Source organism: Candidatus Pantoea floridensis, assembly GCF_900215435.1.
Classification (GTDB): domain Bacteria; phylum Pseudomonadota; class Gammaproteobacteria; order Enterobacterales; family Enterobacteriaceae; genus Pantoea; species Pantoea floridensis.
The window spans coordinates 754,817-771,671 of sequence record NZ_OCMY01000001.1; the positions used below are offsets into that span (position 1 = coordinate 754,817).

Here is a 16,855-nt window from a genome sequence, read left to right on the forward strand (position 1 = left end):
TGCCATTAACGCTAGCTTATTAAGGAATGATTGTGAGTGACCTTATGACACCGATGTGCCCTGAATGGTATCAACCCCTGTTGATGCCCGTCACAGACACGTTGCCATGCGGAGAAAATCTGGAAGATGACGCGGCGTTTCTCCTGCTGGAGACCCGCATGCAGCCGAGAATGGGTGCGGAGTATGGCGACTTCGTTGAAACGGTTGATCCCATTAACTGGGGTGAAATCGAGCGTGAGGTCAAAACGCTGCTCACGCGTAGCCTGGATCTAAGACTGGTTCTGGTATTAATCCGCTGCCGTTTCCGAAAAATTGGCATTCCAGCCCTGGATGAAGGCTTGTGCGCCCTACTCTGGCTACTTAAACAGTGGCCAGAGCAGGTGCATCCACAGCTATATGATGAGGGATCTTTTGAGCCCCTCATGCGCGCCAACGTGCTGGCAGAATTAGAGTCATCGAATGGCATTCTCGCAGATTTACGAATGCAGCCTCTGCCAAAAGTGTCGGGCTTGCAACTGAACGTGCGCGACGTTGAGCGGGCCACACTAAACCCACAAGCTGAACAATCTCTTGATGAGAATGCGCTTTCACTGGCCCGACTGGGATGGCAGGAGCAGCAAGCAGACGTCATCTTCTCCTTAAGGCATGCGGAGCAACATCTCAATCAATTGCGGCTGCTGCTGATAGAGATGCTGTCTGATGATGCGCCTGATTTTAGCGGCTTATTTAAAGTGCTCGCTCTTTTTGGCTTTGCTGGAGCCCCCCCGGCGCCCGTTGTAGATCAGGCAGAGCTGCCAGAAGTGACTATCGAAACACCCGCAGTCCAGCCTTTAGATGTGAGCTTGCCAGAGTCAGAGCAGATAGCAGCAAGGGTGGTGACGACGCCCACGATAGAAACATTAACCATGTTGCCCGTTCGCAATATTCAGGATCGTACGGATGCGCTGATGCGCTTACGCGAAATTCAGCAGTGGTTTGTGCGCTACGAACCTAGCAGTCCAGTGGGTGATTTGCTGACATTGACGGAACAAATGGTAGGTAAACGTTTTGCCGAATTGATGCAGATTCTGCCGCAGGATCTCATCGCCAGACTGAGTAATGGACAGGAGTCCTGAGTATGAGATTACGCAATAGCTTTTTGTTCGTCACGGGTGCATTTCTTAGCCAGTCAGCCCTTGCAGTGTGTACGGTGGATCCAGACTCGCAATTTGGTGGGGCAAACCGCACCACGCTGACCATCCCGGGATATACCTTTTATGTTGATGCGGGAGCACCAGTAAGCGATACACCGCTTAATTACGAAAATTCAACAACGCAGAATGTTACGCTCAGCTTCAAAGATTGTGAAATTGGCGAGGCTTATGGCAAAACGGCATTGCCTCCTTTGGCTCCAACAGGGAAGAAAAATTATTTCACCACCAGCGTTGAGGGCATCAGCGTTCGTCCCCGCTGGAATAATGGCGCTCAATTTGGGCACTTTCCCTCAAACGCCGCTATGACTGAGAATCGTTTTAACTACCCTCCAGCGTCGTTTTTCCAGCTTGAGTTTGTCAAAACATCTCCACGTTTAAAGTTAACCGACCCTAACGGAGATGTAGTGTTGTCCCCAGGAACCATCTTGAGGAACTGGGTAACCAGTGATACCGCAGCCAATTACGGCCAACTTCTTAACATAGGCGAAATCAGAGTTATCAGTATCCCCAACTGCACTATTGATGGCCCAAAAACGGTGAACTTTGGCCAGCTGGGAGAGCGAGACCTAATAAGCGGCGTAGAAAAAAATCTAGATTTCAGCCTGAGGTGTGCCACGGATTACGGTAGCTACAGTGCATCCGCATCATTAATCACGGCCTCCCCGAATGCCGATGGCACCATCCCGGTAACGGATAGTGCTGGTAATAATGACCGTTTAAAAATTCAGATTACCGACAGTAACAATCGCAACATGCCTGCAGATGACAGTGCAAAAGAGGATCGCGCCCAGGTTGCCGATGAAGTGCCAGTGAATTACAGCTGGAAAGCCACCTTAATGAAAAACGGCAATGTATTACCAGAGGAAGGGAATTTTACCGCCAAGGCGGAGATTCTATTAGTTGTGAACTGATTTTATCAAAGGAATTGATACAGTTACCATGAATAACAATAAAACAATTTTCATCGGCATCGCCAGCTACCGGGATGCTGAATTAGTGCCAACGCTGCTCGACATACTTGCTCGAGCGCAGCACGCTGAACGACTACACATCGCTATTTGCTGGCAGGACAATGGTAAACTTCACCCATTTATTGACAGCGGTTTTATCCCCCAGCTCGTGGGTGAACATCATGGGCACACGCTTTACCGATTAATTAAAGGCAATGCTCAGATTCAACTCTTAGCCGTGGATTACTTAAAAAGTCAGGGTGCCTGCTGGGCGAGACATATGAGTAATACGCTTTACAACGGTGAGAGCTATCATCTGCAGATCGATTCACACAGCCGTTTCACTGCTCACTGGGACAGTGAAATGATCGCTATGCTGGAAAGTTTACGATCGCAAAGTCCTCGGCCAATACTCACGCATTATCCGCCACCTTATACCCCTGAACAAAATAAAGAACAGCGTAGTAATAAGGTGAGTCGCCTGATATTTAGTCAGTTTAATGATAAAGGCGTTGTGTCTCTCAATTCAGTAGACATGGTCGAAGAGCAGCCACGGAGAAGTGGTTATCTGGCCGCAGGTTATCTTTTTAGCGACGGTCATTTCATTGAAAACGTCCCGTACGATCCTCAACTCTTCTTTATCGGTGAAGAAATTTCGTTAGCCGCTAGGGCCTTTACCCACGGTTACGATCTGTATACTCCCCATAAAGTTCTGCTCTGGCACTACTACGGCCGCGCAAAATCACCGAAATTCTGGAGCGATCATACCAACGAAGCGAAGAAAAGTGGTCAGGTGGATCAGGTGTGGTGGGAGCGCGATAATATCTCTTATCAACGCATTCTCAGCCTGCTGGGGATCAGTGATAAGCAAGTGGATCTCGGGCACTGGTGTTTAGGTACGCATCGCACCCTGCAAGAGTATCAGTACCGCATTGGGGTCGATTTTCGCCAGCAACGGATTCATCCATTAATTAAAGCCAAAGAAAAACTAACCTGGTTTGATCACTTACCGGAAGAGCATGAACTTTGGCAACAACAACTGGTTAGCCCCCATCTGCGCATGTGGCAGTTGACGCATGCGGATGTCGATATCCTTCGTAAGGATGTGCTTTGGTGGCAGCTCAGCGTGTATCAAGCTGACAACACCCCGCTTATAAATCAGCAGCTTTCGCCTGAAGAACTCTTAAAACTTAAGAGTAATGATAATGGCGAAAAATTTGATCTTCGCGTGTATTTTGACACCCAACGCCCGGTGGCTCCTCACTGCGTACGTCTTTGTCCGTATATAGATGGTGAAGGTTGGGGTGACATCAAGGAGCGCGCGTGGTGAGCGGACATTCAGCACTTCAGGGACTCATCTCCAGCTGCACGCTGCTCGCAATGAAAGGTGTCGTCCCCTCTCTTCTGGATTTTCAGCAGCAGTTGCAGCAGCAAATTATACTTTATTGCCAGCACCTATCTGATGAAGCCTATCCACACGAAGAGATTATCGCCATCCAGCGGCTACTTTGCCGCGTGGTCGATAGTCTCGCCATGAGCAGCTTCTCCACACAAGGAATCAGCTGGGCGAACTATCAGCTAGGCCACCATTTTTTTGGTTACCAGCATGACGAACTGTTTAACCCTGCGCACAGCGACTTGCTGTTCAACTCCGTACACCAGGAAATAAAAAACACCACGTTGATAATGTTCGCATTATCACCCTTATCTTTACCCGTTAAGGAGCGTATTGAGAAAAAAGTCACTGTGACTGAATCTGATGTCATTGAAACGGCAGATGACGAAAGTGAACCACTTGCCATTCAGGTTGAAGCCCAGGGTCCAACTATTCGTTGGATGTCATTAATGTGCCAGTTCGCCATCGCAGGATTTTTACTGGGGATATTCTGGTACGGATGCCGAATGTTTCAGAGTGGAGGACTGTAACATGAGCTATCAAAAATTAAATATGATGCTGGTTGCAGTCGCATTGCTTATTACTTCAGCGCTTTCCTGGCTGCAACAAGACAAGCTCACCGGCGAACTGCTTATGTTCGGATTTGCCGTGCTCGCTGTACTTCTCATCATCAAGCAATTGCGCTGGGAAACGCGTGAATTACCTCAACCGCCCAAAGAACCACAACCGGAACCCGAGCAGCTCTCCCCTGTTGTCCTGATTTTGGGACCTTATGCAGAGAAATGGTTTACCGAAAGCAATTACACAGACAGTACTCGCTACTGTGAAAAGTCGACCTGGCTATTAATCAAAAATCCCGATGAATTAGCCTGTCGCCTTGACTATATTAAGCAGCATTCTCCAAATACGCCGATTGCCGCTTTTTTTCCATTTCTGCCAGATGGACATGAAACGTCAGCATTATTGAATCACCACCTTCTCAACTGGCTGAGAGATTTTTCCGGGGTCATATCTGATATTAAAATCCCCTGCACAATAGGGATTTATGCGCATATCAGCACTGAACTCCGCAAACATTCCTCATCTAACGCGAGCTGGAGTGGTGAACTCGATTTCAATCGTCTGCAGGCGCAAAATATGCCAGACGAAATCAATCGGCTAAAAAATCATCTTAAAAATCAGGATGATTCCGCAAGTGATATCCAACGTGCTGCGCTGGGCTATGACTTACTTTGCTGGTTAGAAGAACAAGAAATTAGTGCCGCGCTGACTAAGATATTTACCCATTCCACGCTTAAGCTGAGCGCTTTGCTATTGTGTGATTATGGTCATGGCTTTACACGGCATGGCGCATGGTCGATATGGCTGGAAGAACGTTACGCCATTCTTCCCGCGCTGGGTAACAGAATGCCGATGCCGCCGTTGCCCGCCATCAAACAGCGTTATTTACCCAAGCCCGCAGTGGTTCCCGTTATTCCTATTTACGGTAAGCAGCCGGCTTTACTCTGGAGTATTTGCTTAATTACTTTGCTGCTATTAACCCAGATAGGAGTTGCCGGCTGGCAATCTTTGCAGCAGCAAAAAACCTACCAGCATGAGATAGCGCTACTCGAAGAACAACGTGAGTTATCGGTTGCAAGGTTGAATCAAAAAATTGCTCAACTACAGCAGCTTGATGAGCAATCGCAGCGCTGTTCTGCTGAAGTGTCCCTACAAAATTGGGGACTCAGCCCATGCGAAGCCATTAGCCGAACGTTGAATAAAAAGATGGCAAATTTGCAGGCGGTAAAAGTAGTGACGTCTGCAGGAGTCATCCCTTTATTTGATCCGGGTAAATCTGACATCTCAGCAAAAGCCACACCTCCGCTGGAAGAGATGGCACACAAAATCGCGCAAGCGCCAGGCTACCGGATTCTGATTATTGGCCATTCAGATAGTACCGGAGGCGACGCACTTAACGCCTCTTTATCTCTGGAGCGAGCGGATGCTGTTCGCCACTGGCTCATCAAAAAAAATATCGATCCTTCGCTGATTCAAGTGCGAGGTGTTGGTGCAACCGAACCAATGACCAGCAATGTGACAGCGGAAGGGCGACAAATAAATCGGCGCGTCGAAATGTTGCTGATACCTATAGAAAATACAAAGGAGACCATTCTCAATGGATAATAAAAATACTATGTATCATATTGCTGAGGGAGTCTTTATGACGGCACCTCCGGTTATGGATCGTTCTATTCAGTTGCTGATGTTTCGTGATCCAGATGATAAAGAATACCGCGTCATTATTACTCGCGCGGGTTTAGCAGAAGAACAAACTCAGGAAGAGTGGGTAGAAAAAGAGATGGAAAATTTACGTTTCCGCCTGCCTGGTTTTCAAACTGAAGGAAAAATGTTGAGACATCAAATCGGTCCGGCAAAACTTGACGTCATCCAGGTTGCTAATCGCTATCTGGATGACGGTGAAATTGTGCGACAGGTTCAATCGGTAGTCAAACTTCCCAAGCACTCGCGTTATAACCCGATTGAACGTGATGTACTGGTATTTACCCTTCAGGCCAACGAAGAATTTACTGAATATCAGCGTAAGCACTACGTTCAAATCATCAATAGCTATTCACCAGCCGTCTGACATAACGAAAAAGAGACGCCGGAGTTGCAGTCTTTTTAAAACAATAAGGATAATAAGAATGTTAACCGTCGCCGTTGAGTCGCAAAATGTCTTCTATCGCCAGGGGATGATTAGCATGCTTGACTACGTCAGGCAGAGTAAATCGTTGAATGATTATAAAATCCTTGACGCCGATGTGAAGAACTTTAACGAAACGGCGAACATCATCTTCACCGACAATGCAGTAATAATAAATATATTCAGCAAAGACAAGACTATTACTCAACCCGGAAAAAAGAGCGGACAGCCGTCCGCTATTCACATTACATTTAATGTTTCCGGATTATTTATTGAAGATATTCACAGCTTCATCGTACGTATTTTTACTGCTGCAACACTTCCACATGACGGAGTGGAAAAGAGCGATTTTTATCGACATTTCAAAATACGGAAAAACGCACAATTGTCTGAACCAGAAAAGAGGCTGGTATTGCTCAGTGGGCATGGGCATGATATTCGAAACATTTCGCACATTATGCGTTGCTCAACCAACAGTTCTTATACCTATCGGCGTAATGCTATAAAAAAGCTAGGAATGGATAATCGATTACAGTTTTATAAATACGTACAGATTTTGAATAAATTTGAAAAGCATAACAATATATTCATATGCCTTTAAGAAGAGAAATCAGATGAATAGCAATGATATTCAGTCATGGGACTGGAGCTTTGTGGACAGGATAGTTTATATTAACTTAGATGTTCGCAAGGATCGTGATGCACAATTACGGGATAATTTTAAACTCATTGGCATTCCAGAAGAAAAATATCATCGTTTTGCAGCCATTTCACATGAAGTTGGACAATATGGTTGTGTACTCTCTCACATAGCCGTGCTAAATGAAGCAAAAAATAATGGCTGGAGAAACATTTTAATTATCGAAGATGATATGGTTTTCAATAATTCCCCAGAAGACCCCGAGCGCTGGTTAACGTTTATTAATCATCTGACACAGCAAGCCTCCTGGGATGTGGCGATGCTTTCAGGTAATCATTACATTCTTAACACAATAACCACGGGATTTACCCGGACTAAATTTTCGTATTGTAGTAACTGTTATATGGTCAACGCACATTATTATGACAGGCTAATTGAAAATTTAAACGAAACCAAAGAGAACCTGGAGAAGGACTTAACGAATAAAAAACTCCATCTTGACGCCAATTGGATTAAAATAATGGAGAAAGATAACTGGTTTGCCATTTACCCCTGTCTGGGCTATCAATCGAATGGTTTTAGCGATATTGAGAGTAGAAATATTGATCATACAGGAACCTTTACGCGAAAAATTGACGATATAAAGATATATGGTTCATATTGATGTTTTAAGGTCATACTTTTTAAACTTAAGGACTATGGCCTACTAAACATAGATTCATATTTTAGCATCAACACTGAACTCTCGAATGACAGAACTACTCTCTCCCAGCTGTGATTCTACCATTTTCCCAAATGCGCATTCGAAGGATAACTCCTACAAATCAGGAGTAGATTACTTAAACCAAATGAAAATCAGCACATGGACGGCCAGTAAAAAAAATCAATATAAGCGAACACCACTTAATCACTAAGAACTTTCTCTCGGAAATATCCTGTCAAACATATTCGTAAACTATCTTAATAAAAACACCAGCTAGCCTTGCAAACGTTTTAATTACGCTTTTATGTGATAAACCCCTATTTAAATTCCTCCTGGAGTTATGCTACGTTCTGCAACATCGGGAAAAAGTCGTGCGGTTAAGTTATGAATACTCCGGTAAACACAGTGTTAACAATGAATTAATACACTCATCAAATCAATAAGTTGCAGGAGTAACATTCATTATTACTGCTTCCGGGCGCAGCTGGCCTGGTGCAATAAAGGCTTTAACGACTAAAGGAATATCACGGGATTGAAGCCGCTGGCTTAATGTCGATTTTGCGCCGCAAAGATAATCGCCGGGTAAGTCAGGATTAACGTTCAAAGGGAATTAAACGATGGGCATTCAGGAATACATTATTGCCGGCAGTAAATTACCGTTCCACAACCATTATCAGCTCAGATTAGCCCGACTGGAATCTCAGCTGCCCGGCGTAGATATTTCTGTGCTCAGGTTCAGCGGCAGCGAAGCCATCAGCGACATTCCCCGCTACCACATAGCGTTCACCAGCGCGGTGAAGGATCTCCCCGCCCACCACATCATTAACTATTCCGCCCTGTTTCTGATGTATCCCGACGGCAAGCCTTCCGCGTCAGTCAAACCGCGCATTCTTCCCGGCGTCATTACGCAGTTTCGTCAGTCCGGCACATCAGCCGATGAAACCCGCTATGTCGCGACGCTCGAACACCGCGTTACCCGCTTAAATCAGGGCTGCAACAACGCGATTTACCAGAATGACAGCGTTATCGCAATCCACTTCGTTGAACCTGGCAGTGCCCCTTAACGTGCTCCTAACCATGTGTAGTACGCAATAGATCACTATGGACCGCTATGGAGCATAAATGAGTGTTATCTGCTGAATTTTATAGGAAAAGTAGAATTTAAAAGAACTGAATGGAAGAAAATATGGCACGCCCTACAGGATTCGAACCTGTGACCTACGGCTTAGAAGGCCGGTGCTCTATCCAACTGAGCTAAGGGCGCATAGTGATTGGGTCGGATTATACGTCCAGCGGCTCGCGCGTCAACGTTTTTGCCTCCCACGAGCAGCGGAGTGCTGCCAGATTAACCAAAACCCCTTAATGCCGCTTGCGCCAGTCGCTTAACGACACCAGCTTGCCGCCCTGTTCCGTTTCACCTTCCATCTCAATCCCTTGCTGGGTGAAGTGCGCATTATACTGGTCGCGCAGCGCATGCAATTCCTGGCTGTCCGGCTCCAGCTGGCGCAAGAACCCCAACGCCAGCAACAACTGCTGCCTCGATATCAACGCTGAAAACCCCGCGCGGCTCAAAATGCCATGCCAGCGCTGCATATTTTCGTCGCTGCCATCGACAATCAGCACCTGCCAAATCAGCAGCACCGCCGCGCCGTTGTGCAGATGCGTGTCGTTATCGCCGGCGATGTAATCGGTGAACTCTTTTGCCGCCTCTTTGCCCATCAGCGATAGCATCGATTCGATATGCACCGGCGGCAGCTGCAACCGTTTATTGAGCGCCTGCACCGCATGGCGCGAGCTGGCCGTCAGCAGCTGAAAACCTACCACGAACACCACCGCCAGCGTGGCGAGAATTAACCAAATCATCACGTCATCCATCTCATTCACTGCCGGGCATGATAAGCGCTAACGCGGGTTGGCGCCACGGCGAAAAGTCGGGAAAGCACCGTAGAGGGCGAATCTCTACCTGACAGCCGCACGCGCTTCTGACAGAATAGGCGCCATCCCCGATTTAACCCTCTACAGATGGATTTCCTCTCTGATGGCAGCAAAAATTATTGACGGTAAAACGATTGCGCAGCAGGTGCGCCTTGAGGTTGCCGAAAAAGTACAGCAACGTCTGGCGGCCGGTAAACGTGCGCCCGGTTTGGCAGTGGTGCTGGTGGGTGAAAACCCGGCTTCGCAGATCTATGTCGCCAGCAAACGTCGCGCTTGTGATGAAGTGGGCTTCATCTCCCGCTCCTACGATCTGCCGGCCACCACCAGTGAAGCAGAGCTGCTGGAGCTGATTGATACGCTGAATAACGACAGCGATATCGATGGCATTCTGGTGCAGCTGCCGCTGCCAGCGGGCATCGATAACGTCAAAGTGCTGGAGCGCATCGTGCCGGATAAAGACGTGGATGGTTTCCATCCGTATAACGTCGGTCGTCTGTGCCAGCGCGCGCCGAAGCTGCGTCCGTGTACGCCGCGCGGCATCGTCACCTTGCTGGAGCGCTACAATATTGATACTTACGGCCTGAACGCCGTGGTGGTTGGCGCATCGAATATCGTTGGCCGTCCGATGAGCATGGAGCTGCTGCTCGCCGGTTGCACCACCACCGTCACGCACCGTTTCACCAAAGATCTGCGTCATCACGTTGAGCACGCCGATCTGCTGGTCGTGGCGGTCGGCAAGCCGGGCTTTATTCCGGGCGACTGGATCAAACCGGGCGCGGTGGTGATTGATGTCGGTATCAACCGCCTCGAAAGCGGTAAAGTGGTGGGTGATGTGGAGTTCGATGCGGCGGCTGAGCGCGCCTCGTACATCACGCCCGTTCCAGGCGGCGTCGGTCCGATGACGGTCGCTACATTGATCCAAAACACGCTGACGGCGTGCGAAGAATTTCACGACATTGAGGAGGCATAATGGCCAGTTTTTCTCTCGGTAAACATGCCCACGTTGATTTGTGTGACCTGCTGAAACTCGAAGGTTGGGTGCAGAGCGGCGCGCAGGCGAAAGCGGTGATTGCAGAAGGCGAAGTGCGCGTAGATGGCGCAGTGGAAACGCGTAAGCGCTGCAAGATTGTGGAAGGCCAGAAGGTTGAGTTTGCGGGTTTTAAGATTACGGTTGTCGCGTAATTAAGTGCAGTAATTGATACGGTCGCCATGAATGGCGACCCTACGTGGATATCGCCGGGTTTTCGTAGGGTGCGCATTCATGCGCACCTGCATAAACAGGCATTTTTTTGCTCAAGTGAGCGGCATTACGCCATTCATGGCGACCTTATAAAAACCGTTCGTCACCCACCACGCGCGTTTCCCCTTCGATTTGCTCCAGCTCGATATGATTCACCGCGGTATGTTCAGCAATCAGCGTCGCCAGTTTCGGTGAATGGCTGGTGATCCACAGCTGGCTAAACTGGCTGGCTTCGGCGATCAGGCGCGCCAGCGCTGGCAGCAGATCTTCATGCAGGCTGTTTTCCGGTTCATTCAGCGCCATAAACGCGGGCGGGCGCGGGCTCAGCAGCGCCACCACTAAGCAAAGAAATCGCAGCGTGCCATCAGAGAACTCGGCGCTCTCCAGCGGACGCAAAATCCCGCGTCGCGACATCAGCATCTGAAAACGCCCGTTCTGCACATCCACGTGAAATTCCGTATCCGGAAAAGCCTCTTCCATCACCTGAAACAACAGCTCGTGATGGCCACGCTCGACGATGGTGGCCCACGCCGCCGCCAGATTGCTGCCATCGTGGCTCAGCACCGGCGCGCGCACGCCAATCTGTGGCGCACGAATTGGCGAACCGGGCCACACGGCAAACTCATGATAAAAGCGCCACTGGCGCAGCCGTTCGCGCACCTGCGAAAGCTCGGGATAAAGATGCGGTTCGCCCAGTTGCCCAAATAGCGACTCTTCCGGATGCAGCACCGCCGGATAACTCACGCGCTCGCCATCAACGTTATGCAGAAAAGCCGTTTGATTGCTGCGTTGCAGAATGCAGGAAGAGGGACGTCGCCGCTGGCCGCTCATCCACAAGCGTTCCTCTTTCACCAGCGGATCGAGGTTGAACATGCTGGTGGCCAACGGCTCAGGGAACCCGACATCGAGCTGGTAATCCATGTCGTCCATTACCACTGCCAATGAAAGACGTTTCGGATCGTGGCGACGATCGCCGCGCCGCAAGCCGCCCGCCCACATCGCTTTCTGGATGCCGCCCTCTTCCGCTAGCGCCAACGCTAAGCGCCCGCTAGCCGCTTCGTGCAATAGCCGCACCGCTTTATACAGGTTGGATTTGCCGCAGCCGTTGGGTCCGCTCACCACGTTGAGCTGTTGTAGCTCCAGCGTCAGGTTACGTACCGAGCGGAAGCCGTAAATCTGAATCTGTTCAATCGCCATAATAAAAAAGGGCGATTTCTCGCCCTCTCCGGTTATTTGCGTCGCCAGCTGGAACCTTGTGGCCCATCCTCAACGATCACGCCCAACTCGTTGAGCTTATCGCGCGCCACATCCGCCTGCGCCCAATCTTTGGCTGCACGCGCGTCGGAACGGGCTTTCACCCAATGTTCGATTTCCGCCACTTCGTCGTCATTAACCTGCGCACCGCTCTGCAGGAACAGCTCCGGATCCTGCTGCAGAATGCCGAGCACATCGGCGATCTGGCGGAGTTTCGCCGCCAGCGCATCGGCCGCCGCTTTGTCTTCAGTTTTCAGGCGATTCACTTCACGCGCCATATCGAACAACACCGAATAGGCTTCCGGCGTGTTGAAGTCGTCATCCATCGCGGTGCGGAAACGCGCTTCGAACGCTTCGCCACCCGCCGCCGTAGCGTTGGCGTCGGTGTGACGCAGCGCGGTGTACAAGCGCTCGAGCGCCGCACGCGCCTGATTGAGGTTATCTTCGCCGTAGTTGAGCTGGCTGCGATAGTGGCCCGACATCAGGAAGTAGCGCACGGTTTCGGCATCGTAATGCTGCAACACATCGCGCACGGTGAAGAAGTTATCCAGCGATTTTGACATCTTCTCGCGATCAACCATCACCATGCCGGAGTGCATCCAGTAATTCACGTACGGACCATCGTGCGCACAGGTGGATTGCGCCACTTCGTTTTCATGGTGCGGGAACATCAGATCCGAGCCGCCGCCGTGAATGTCGAAATGGGTGCCGAGCTGTTTGCAGTTCATCGCCGAACATTCTATGTGCCAGCCTGGACGACCGTTGCCCCACGGCGAATTCCATGCTGGTTCGTCGGCTTTGGACATTTTCCACAGCACGAAGTCCATCGGATTGCGCTTCACGTCCGCCACTTCGACGCGCGCACCGGCCTGCAGCTGTTCCAGATCCTGACGTGACAGCACGCCGTAAGCTTTGTCGCTCAGCACGTCGAACATCACGTCGCCGTTGTCGGCGACGTAGGCGTGATTACGTTCAATCAGCGTGCCGACCAGCTCGATAATCTCATCGATATGGCGCGTGGCGCGCGGTTCCAGATCCGGCGGCAGAATGCCGAGTGCAGCGAAATCTTTATGCATTTCGGCGATCATGCGGTTGGTCAGCGTTTCAATGCTTTCGCCGTTTTGATTGGCGCGCTTGATGATTTTGTCATCAATATCGGTGATGTTGCGCACATACTTCAGCTGATAGCCCACGTAACGCAGATAACGCGCCACCACGTCGAATGCCACAAAGGTACGCCCATGGCCGATATGACAGAGGTCGTAAACCGTAATACCACACACGTACATACCGATTTCACCGGCATGGATGGGTTTGAATTCCTCTTTCTGTCGACTCAGGGTGTTATAAATCTTTAGCATTGAACGGTTCCGTTTGTTTTACGTGTGCGGGAATAGAACTATCAAAAATCTAGCTGTTTATTGCGTCAGCCGATCGGTTAAGCATGGTATTCAATGACCACACATTCCGTAGCGGCGCGATTTATCGCGCAATAAATTGCGCCGCTACGATGTCTGCGCTCTGTATGATCTGTTTTCATCGCTTAACTGACCAACGTCAAGCCGGTTATTGTGCCGTATTTTTCTCAGTTGTGCATCGCTCGCTTGCCAACTGCCGTTGGGTTACTGACGCGTTATTGGAAATTGTGATATAAGGAGCGTCTACAAAAATGCCCCGCCGCCTCGCTGGCGCGGCAGCTGATACTGACGACAACCTTTACAGGAAGAATATAATGGTCACTTTCCAGACGAACCATGGCGATATCGTAATCAAAACCTTCGATGACAAAGCGCCGGCTACCGTAAAGAACTTCCTGGAATACTGCGCGGAAGGTTTTTACGATAACACTATCTTCCATCGCGTAATCAACGGCTTCATGATTCAGGGCGGCGGTTTTGAGCCTGGCATGAAGCAGAAAGATACCAAAGCAGACATTCGCAACGAAGCGAATAACGGCCTGAAGAATACCAAAGGCACCCTGGCGATGGCGCGTACTCAGGCTCCACACTCAGCCACTGCCCAGTTCTTCATCAACGTAGCAGACAACGACTTCCTGAACTTCCGTGACGAAAGCCTGCAGGGCTGGGGTTACTGCGTGTTTGCTGAAGTGGTTGAAGGCATGGACGTGGTTGAGAAAATCAAAGCGGTGAAAACTGGCCGTAGCGGCATGCATCAGGACGTTCCGGTTGACGACGTTGTCATCCAGAAAGTGACCGTTAGCGAGTAATGTCGCGCACGCTGTTTATCGCAGATCTGCATCTGTGTAATGAAGAACCGGCAATTACTGCCGGTTTTCTGCATTTTTTGCAGGGTGAAGCGCGTTCGTGCGATGCGCTTTACATTCTTGGCGATCTGTTTGAAGCCTGGATCGGCGACGACGATCCGAATCCGCTGCATCAGCAAATTGCGGCAGCGCTCAGAGCGCTACCGGTGCCAACATTCTTCATTCACGGTAATCGCGACTTTCTGCTAGGCCAGCGCTTTGCGCGCGCCTGTGGCATGACGCTGCTGCCAGAAGAACAGGTGCTGGAGCTATATGGTCAGCGCGTGTTGATCATGCACGGCGATACCTTGTGCACCGATGACGAAGGCTATCAGCGTTTTCGCGCCAAAGTGCATCAGCGCTGGCTGCAGCGCCTGTTCCTCGCATTGCCTTTGCGCATGCGCATGCGCATTGCTGCGCGCATGCGTAATGGCAGCAAGCAGGCTAATCAGCACAAGTCGGTCAGCATTATGGACGTCAATCAGCAGGCCGTTGAGGAAACAATGACGCGCCACAAGCTGCGGATACTGATTCACGGCCACACGCATCGCCCGGCGATTCATCACTTCCCGCTGCATGGCGAAAACGCCCAGCGCGCGGTGCTCGGTGCCTGGCATGAGAATGGTTCGATGATTCAGCTTGATGCCAGCGGCGTAAGCCTAATCGAATTCCCCTTCTAACCTCCGGGCGTAAATGCCCGTTTTCCGCCTACGCAACCGTTTTCCTTGCTGCCATCTCATGCTATTCTCTGTGCCCTTCTTCACCTGCCCGCCCGGCCAGGTTCGTTTGCATATTCACAGGAGTTGACCGCATGTCATCCAACGCCACCCCGGCCCGTATCGCCATCGTCATGGGTTCTAAAAGTGACTGGGCTACCATGCAGTTCGCCGAGGAAATTCTTAACAGCCTGGATGTACCCTTCCACGTTGAAGTGGTCTCAGCTCACCGTACGCCTGACAAACTGTTCAGCTTCGCGGAAACCGCCGCCGAGAACGGTTTTCAGGTGATCATCGCCGGCGCTGGCGGTGCTGCCCATCTGCCGGGCATGCTGGCCGCCAAAACGCTGGTGCCGGTGCTGGGCGTGCCGGTGCAAAGTGCCGCGCTGAGCGGCGTTGATAGCCTCTACTCCATTGTGCAGATGCCGCGCGGTATTCCGGTGGGTACGCTGGCGATCGGTAAAGCCGGTGCCGCCAACGCTGCACTGCTGGCGGCGCAGATTCTGGCGATTCACGACAGCGCGCTGGCCGCGCGCATCGCCAGCTGGCGTCAAACGCAGACCGATGAAGTGCTGAATAACCCGGATCCGCGGGAGGAAGCATGAAGCCGGTTTGTGTATTAGGCAACGGTCAGTTAGGCCGCATGCTGCGCCAGGCGGGTGAACCGCTCGGCATCGCGGTGTATCCGGTGGGTTTGGATGCAGAACCGTCTGCGCTGCCGATCGCTGAAAGCGTAATTACTGCCGAGATCGAGCGCTGGCCGGAAACCGCGTTAACCCGCGAACTGGCTAGCCATCCTGCATTTGTGAATCGCGATATTTTCCCGCGTCTGGCCGATCGCCTGACGCAAAAACAGCTGCTGGATCAGTTAAACCTGGCCACCGCGCCGTGGCAGCTGCTGGCCGATAAAGCCGAGTGGCCTAAGGTGTTCAATACCCTTGGCGAACTGGCGATTGTCAAGCGTCGCACCGGCGGCTATGACGGTCGCGGCCAGTGGCGCTTGCGCGCCAATGAAACCGACGCGCTGCCGGATGAGTGCTACGGTGAATGCATCGTTGAGCAAGGCATTAACTTCAGCGGCGAAGTGTCGCTGGTGGGCGCGCGTGGACACGATGGCAGCACGGTGTTTTATCCGCTGACGCATAACCTGCATCAGGACGGCATTCTGCGCACCAGCGTGGCCTTCCCGCAGGCCGATGCCGCACAGCAACAGCAAGCGGAAACGATGCTCAGCGCCATTATGCATGAGCTGAATTACGTCGGTGTGATGGCGATGGAGTGCTTCATTACGCCAGCAGGATTACTGATTAATGAGCTCGCTCCGCGCGTGCACAACAGCGGCCACTGGACGCAGAACGGCGCGTCAATCAGCCAGTTCGAGCTGCACCTGCGTGCGGTGCTCGGTTTGCCGCTGCCGCAGCCGGTGGTGTTTGCGCCGTCGGTGATGGTCAATCTGATTGGTACCGATGTGAATCTGGCGTGGCTGCAACAGCCGCTGGTGCATTTGCATTGGTACGATAAAGAAGTGCGCGCCGGTCGTAAGGTGGGACATCTGAATCTGACCGATAGCGATCGCCCGCGTTTAGCCTTAGCGCTGAATGCACTGGTGCCGCTGCTGCCGGAAGAGTATGCCAGCGGGATTGCCTGGGCAGTGGAGAAGCTCTAAGTCACCAGGTCGCCATGAATGGCGTATTGCCGATCAGTTAAGCGCCGTAGCAAATCACCGCACCTTCCGTAGCGGCGCGATTTATCGCGCAATGAATTGCGCCGCTACAATGTGTGCTCTCGGTGACTAAGGTTCTTCATATCTTAACTGACCAGCATTACGCCATGAATGGCGACCCTACCTGCTTCGGGAGCATTTTTCAGGGTCTGCATT

The 16,855-nt window shown here is 51.0% G+C and carries 18 protein-coding genes and 1 tRNA gene; 15 read left to right on the top strand and 4 right to left on the bottom strand.

Translation table 11 applies throughout. The annotated features are described in order from the left end of the window. The first annotated feature begins 32 nt into the window (after nucleotides 1-32). The 9 genes from CRO19_RS03630 to CRO19_RS03670 all read left to right on the top strand — a co-directional run bounded on the left by CRO19_RS03630 (nucleotide 33) and on the right by CRO19_RS03670 (nucleotide 8,632). Nucleotides 33-1,115: a type VI secretion system protein TssA gene (locus CRO19_RS03630; RefSeq protein WP_176519124.1), complete on the top strand. Its 1,083-nt coding sequence runs from the start codon at nucleotides 33-35 to the stop codon at nucleotides 1,113-1,115. 2 nt (nucleotides 1,116-1,117) lie between these two features. After that, nucleotides 1,118-2,104, top strand: a complete 987-nt coding sequence (locus CRO19_RS03635) for a fimbrial protein (protein ID WP_097094643.1) — start codon at nucleotides 1,118-1,120, stop codon at nucleotides 2,102-2,104. A 28-nt stretch (nucleotides 2,105-2,132) separates the two neighbouring features. Further along, nucleotides 2,133-3,473, top strand: a complete 1,341-nt coding sequence (locus CRO19_RS03640) for a GlcNAc-transferase family protein (RefSeq protein ID WP_097094644.1) — start codon at nucleotides 2,133-2,135, stop codon at nucleotides 3,471-3,473. Next, nucleotides 3,467-4,069: a DotU family type IV/VI secretion system protein gene (locus CRO19_RS03645; protein WP_097094645.1), complete on the top strand. Its 603-nt coding sequence runs from the start codon at nucleotides 3,467-3,469 to the stop codon at nucleotides 4,067-4,069. Before CRO19_RS03640 ends, CRO19_RS03645 begins: the two co-directional genes overlap by 7 nt. 1 nt (nucleotide 4,070) lies before the next feature. Continuing rightward, nucleotides 4,071-5,705, top strand: coding sequence for an OmpA family protein (locus tag CRO19_RS03650; RefSeq protein WP_097094646.1), 1,635 nt, complete (start codon nucleotides 4,071-4,073; stop codon nucleotides 5,703-5,705). Continuing rightward, nucleotides 5,698-6,168: a DcrB-related protein gene (locus CRO19_RS03655; protein WP_097094647.1), complete on the top strand. Its 471-nt coding sequence runs from the start codon at nucleotides 5,698-5,700 to the stop codon at nucleotides 6,166-6,168. Before CRO19_RS03650 ends, CRO19_RS03655 begins: the two co-directional genes overlap by 8 nt. A 58-nt stretch (nucleotides 6,169-6,226) precedes the next feature. Continuing rightward, a complete protein-coding gene (locus CRO19_RS03660) occupies nucleotides 6,227-6,826 on the top strand; it encodes a hypothetical protein (RefSeq protein ID WP_097094648.1) in 600 nt (199 codons plus the stop codon). Nucleotides 6,827-6,839: 13 nt separating this feature from the next. Then, complete coding sequence (locus CRO19_RS03665; protein ID WP_097094649.1) at nucleotides 6,840-7,529, top strand: glycosyltransferase family 25 protein; 690 nt, start codon at nucleotides 6,840-6,842, stop codon at nucleotides 7,527-7,529. A gap of 656 nt (nucleotides 7,530-8,185) precedes the next feature. Continuing rightward, the gene (locus CRO19_RS03670; RefSeq protein WP_320204460.1) at nucleotides 8,186-8,632 is read left to right on the top strand and encodes a contractile injection system protein, VgrG/Pvc8 family; all 447 of its coding nucleotides are present in this window, start codon (nucleotides 8,186-8,188) and stop codon (nucleotides 8,630-8,632) included. A 123-nt stretch (nucleotides 8,633-8,755) separates the two neighbouring features. Here CRO19_RS03670 and CRO19_RS03675 read toward each other — a convergent pair. After that, a tRNA-Arg gene (locus tag CRO19_RS03675) sits at nucleotides 8,756-8,832 on the bottom strand. A 95-nt stretch (nucleotides 8,833-8,927) separates the two neighbouring features. After that, entirely contained in the window at nucleotides 8,928-9,431 is a 504-nt protein-coding gene (locus CRO19_RS03680; protein ID WP_097097580.1) for a DUF1198 family protein, read from the bottom strand. Nucleotides 9,432-9,606: 175 nt separating this feature from the next. Between CRO19_RS03680 and folD the strand changes: the two genes are divergently transcribed. Then, nucleotides 9,607-10,473: a bifunctional methylenetetrahydrofolate dehydrogenase/methenyltetrahydrofolate cyclohydrolase FolD gene (gene folD, locus CRO19_RS03685; protein ID WP_097094650.1), complete on the top strand. Its 867-nt coding sequence runs from the start codon at nucleotides 9,607-9,609 to the stop codon at nucleotides 10,471-10,473. Then, entirely contained in the window at nucleotides 10,473-10,685 is a 213-nt protein-coding gene (gene ybcJ, locus CRO19_RS03690) for a ribosome-associated protein YbcJ (protein ID WP_007890771.1), read from the top strand. The genes folD and ybcJ overlap by 1 nt, the downstream gene beginning before the upstream one ends. 145 nt (nucleotides 10,686-10,830) lie before the next feature. Here ybcJ and CRO19_RS03695 read toward each other — a convergent pair whose 3' ends face one another. Next, nucleotides 10,831-11,940 carry an AAA family ATPase gene (locus CRO19_RS03695; RefSeq protein WP_097094651.1) on the bottom strand — a complete coding sequence of 370 codons (1,110 nt, stop codon included), beginning with the start codon at nucleotides 11,938-11,940 and terminating at the stop codon, nucleotides 10,831-10,833. Nucleotides 11,941-11,972: 32 nt separating this feature from the next. Beyond that, nucleotides 11,973-13,358, bottom strand: coding sequence for a cysteine--tRNA ligase (gene cysS, locus CRO19_RS03700; protein ID WP_097094652.1), 1,386 nt, complete (start codon nucleotides 13,356-13,358; stop codon nucleotides 11,973-11,975). Nucleotides 13,359-13,729: 371 nt separating this feature from the next. On the opposite strand from cysS, the gene ppiB reads away from it, so the two are divergent. From ppiB to purK, 4 genes are all read left to right on the top strand, one after another. Then, on the top strand, nucleotides 13,730-14,224 hold the full coding sequence (ppiB, locus tag CRO19_RS03705; RefSeq protein WP_097094653.1) for a peptidylprolyl isomerase B: 495 nt from the start codon (nucleotides 13,730-13,732) through the stop codon (nucleotides 14,222-14,224). Beyond that, nucleotides 14,224-14,940, top strand: a complete 717-nt coding sequence (locus CRO19_RS03710; protein ID WP_097094654.1) for a UDP-2,3-diacylglucosamine diphosphatase — start codon at nucleotides 14,224-14,226, stop codon at nucleotides 14,938-14,940. Before ppiB ends, CRO19_RS03710 begins: the two co-directional genes overlap by 1 nt. Before the next feature lie 131 nt (nucleotides 14,941-15,071). Next, nucleotides 15,072-15,581, top strand: coding sequence for a 5-(carboxyamino)imidazole ribonucleotide mutase (gene purE, locus CRO19_RS03715; RefSeq protein ID WP_097094655.1), 510 nt, complete (start codon nucleotides 15,072-15,074; stop codon nucleotides 15,579-15,581). Beyond that, nucleotides 15,578-16,642, top strand: a complete 1,065-nt coding sequence (purK, locus tag CRO19_RS03720; protein ID WP_097094656.1) for a 5-(carboxyamino)imidazole ribonucleotide synthase — start codon at nucleotides 15,578-15,580, stop codon at nucleotides 16,640-16,642. The genes purE and purK overlap by 4 nt, the downstream gene beginning before the upstream one ends. Nucleotides 16,643-16,855: the final 213 nt, after the last annotated feature.

Coding starts and splice junctions, on each gene's coding strand:
- CRO19_RS03695 (WP_097094651.1), bottom strand. CDS start 11,940: ATGGCGATTGAACAGATTCAGATTTACGGCTTCCGCTCGGTACGTAAC.
- CRO19_RS03670 (WP_320204460.1), top strand. CDS start 8,186: ATGGGCATTCAGGAATACATTATTGCCGGCAGTAAATTACCGTTCCAC.
- cysS (WP_097094652.1), bottom strand. CDS start 13,358: ATGCTAAAGATTTATAACACCCTGAGTCGACAGAAAGAGGAATTCAAA.
- folD (WP_097094650.1), top strand. CDS start 9,607: ATGGCAGCAAAAATTATTGACGGTAAAACGATTGCGCAGCAGGTGCGC.
- CRO19_RS03665 (WP_097094649.1), top strand. CDS start 6,840: ATGAATAGCAATGATATTCAGTCATGGGACTGGAGCTTTGTGGACAGG.
- CRO19_RS03640 (WP_097094644.1), top strand. CDS start 2,133: ATGAATAACAATAAAACAATTTTCATCGGCATCGCCAGCTACCGGGAT.
- CRO19_RS03655 (WP_097094647.1), top strand. CDS start 5,698: ATGGATAATAAAAATACTATGTATCATATTGCTGAGGGAGTCTTTATG.
- CRO19_RS03635 (WP_097094643.1), top strand. CDS start 1,118: ATGAGATTACGCAATAGCTTTTTGTTCGTCACGGGTGCATTTCTTAGC.
- purE (WP_097094655.1), top strand. CDS start 15,072: ATGTCATCCAACGCCACCCCGGCCCGTATCGCCATCGTCATGGGTTCT.
- CRO19_RS03680 (WP_097097580.1), bottom strand. CDS start 9,431: ATGATTTGGTTAATTCTCGCCACGCTGGCGGTGGTGTTCGTGGTAGGT.
- ybcJ (WP_007890771.1), top strand. CDS start 10,473: ATGGCCAGTTTTTCTCTCGGTAAACATGCCCACGTTGATTTGTGTGAC.
- CRO19_RS03710 (WP_097094654.1), top strand. CDS start 14,224: ATGTCGCGCACGCTGTTTATCGCAGATCTGCATCTGTGTAATGAAGAA.
- CRO19_RS03650 (WP_097094646.1), top strand. CDS start 4,071: ATGAGCTATCAAAAATTAAATATGATGCTGGTTGCAGTCGCATTGCTT.
- purK (WP_097094656.1), top strand. CDS start 15,578: ATGAAGCCGGTTTGTGTATTAGGCAACGGTCAGTTAGGCCGCATGCTG.
- CRO19_RS03660 (WP_097094648.1), top strand. CDS start 6,227: ATGTTAACCGTCGCCGTTGAGTCGCAAAATGTCTTCTATCGCCAGGGG.
- ppiB (WP_097094653.1), top strand. CDS start 13,730: ATGGTCACTTTCCAGACGAACCATGGCGATATCGTAATCAAAACCTTC.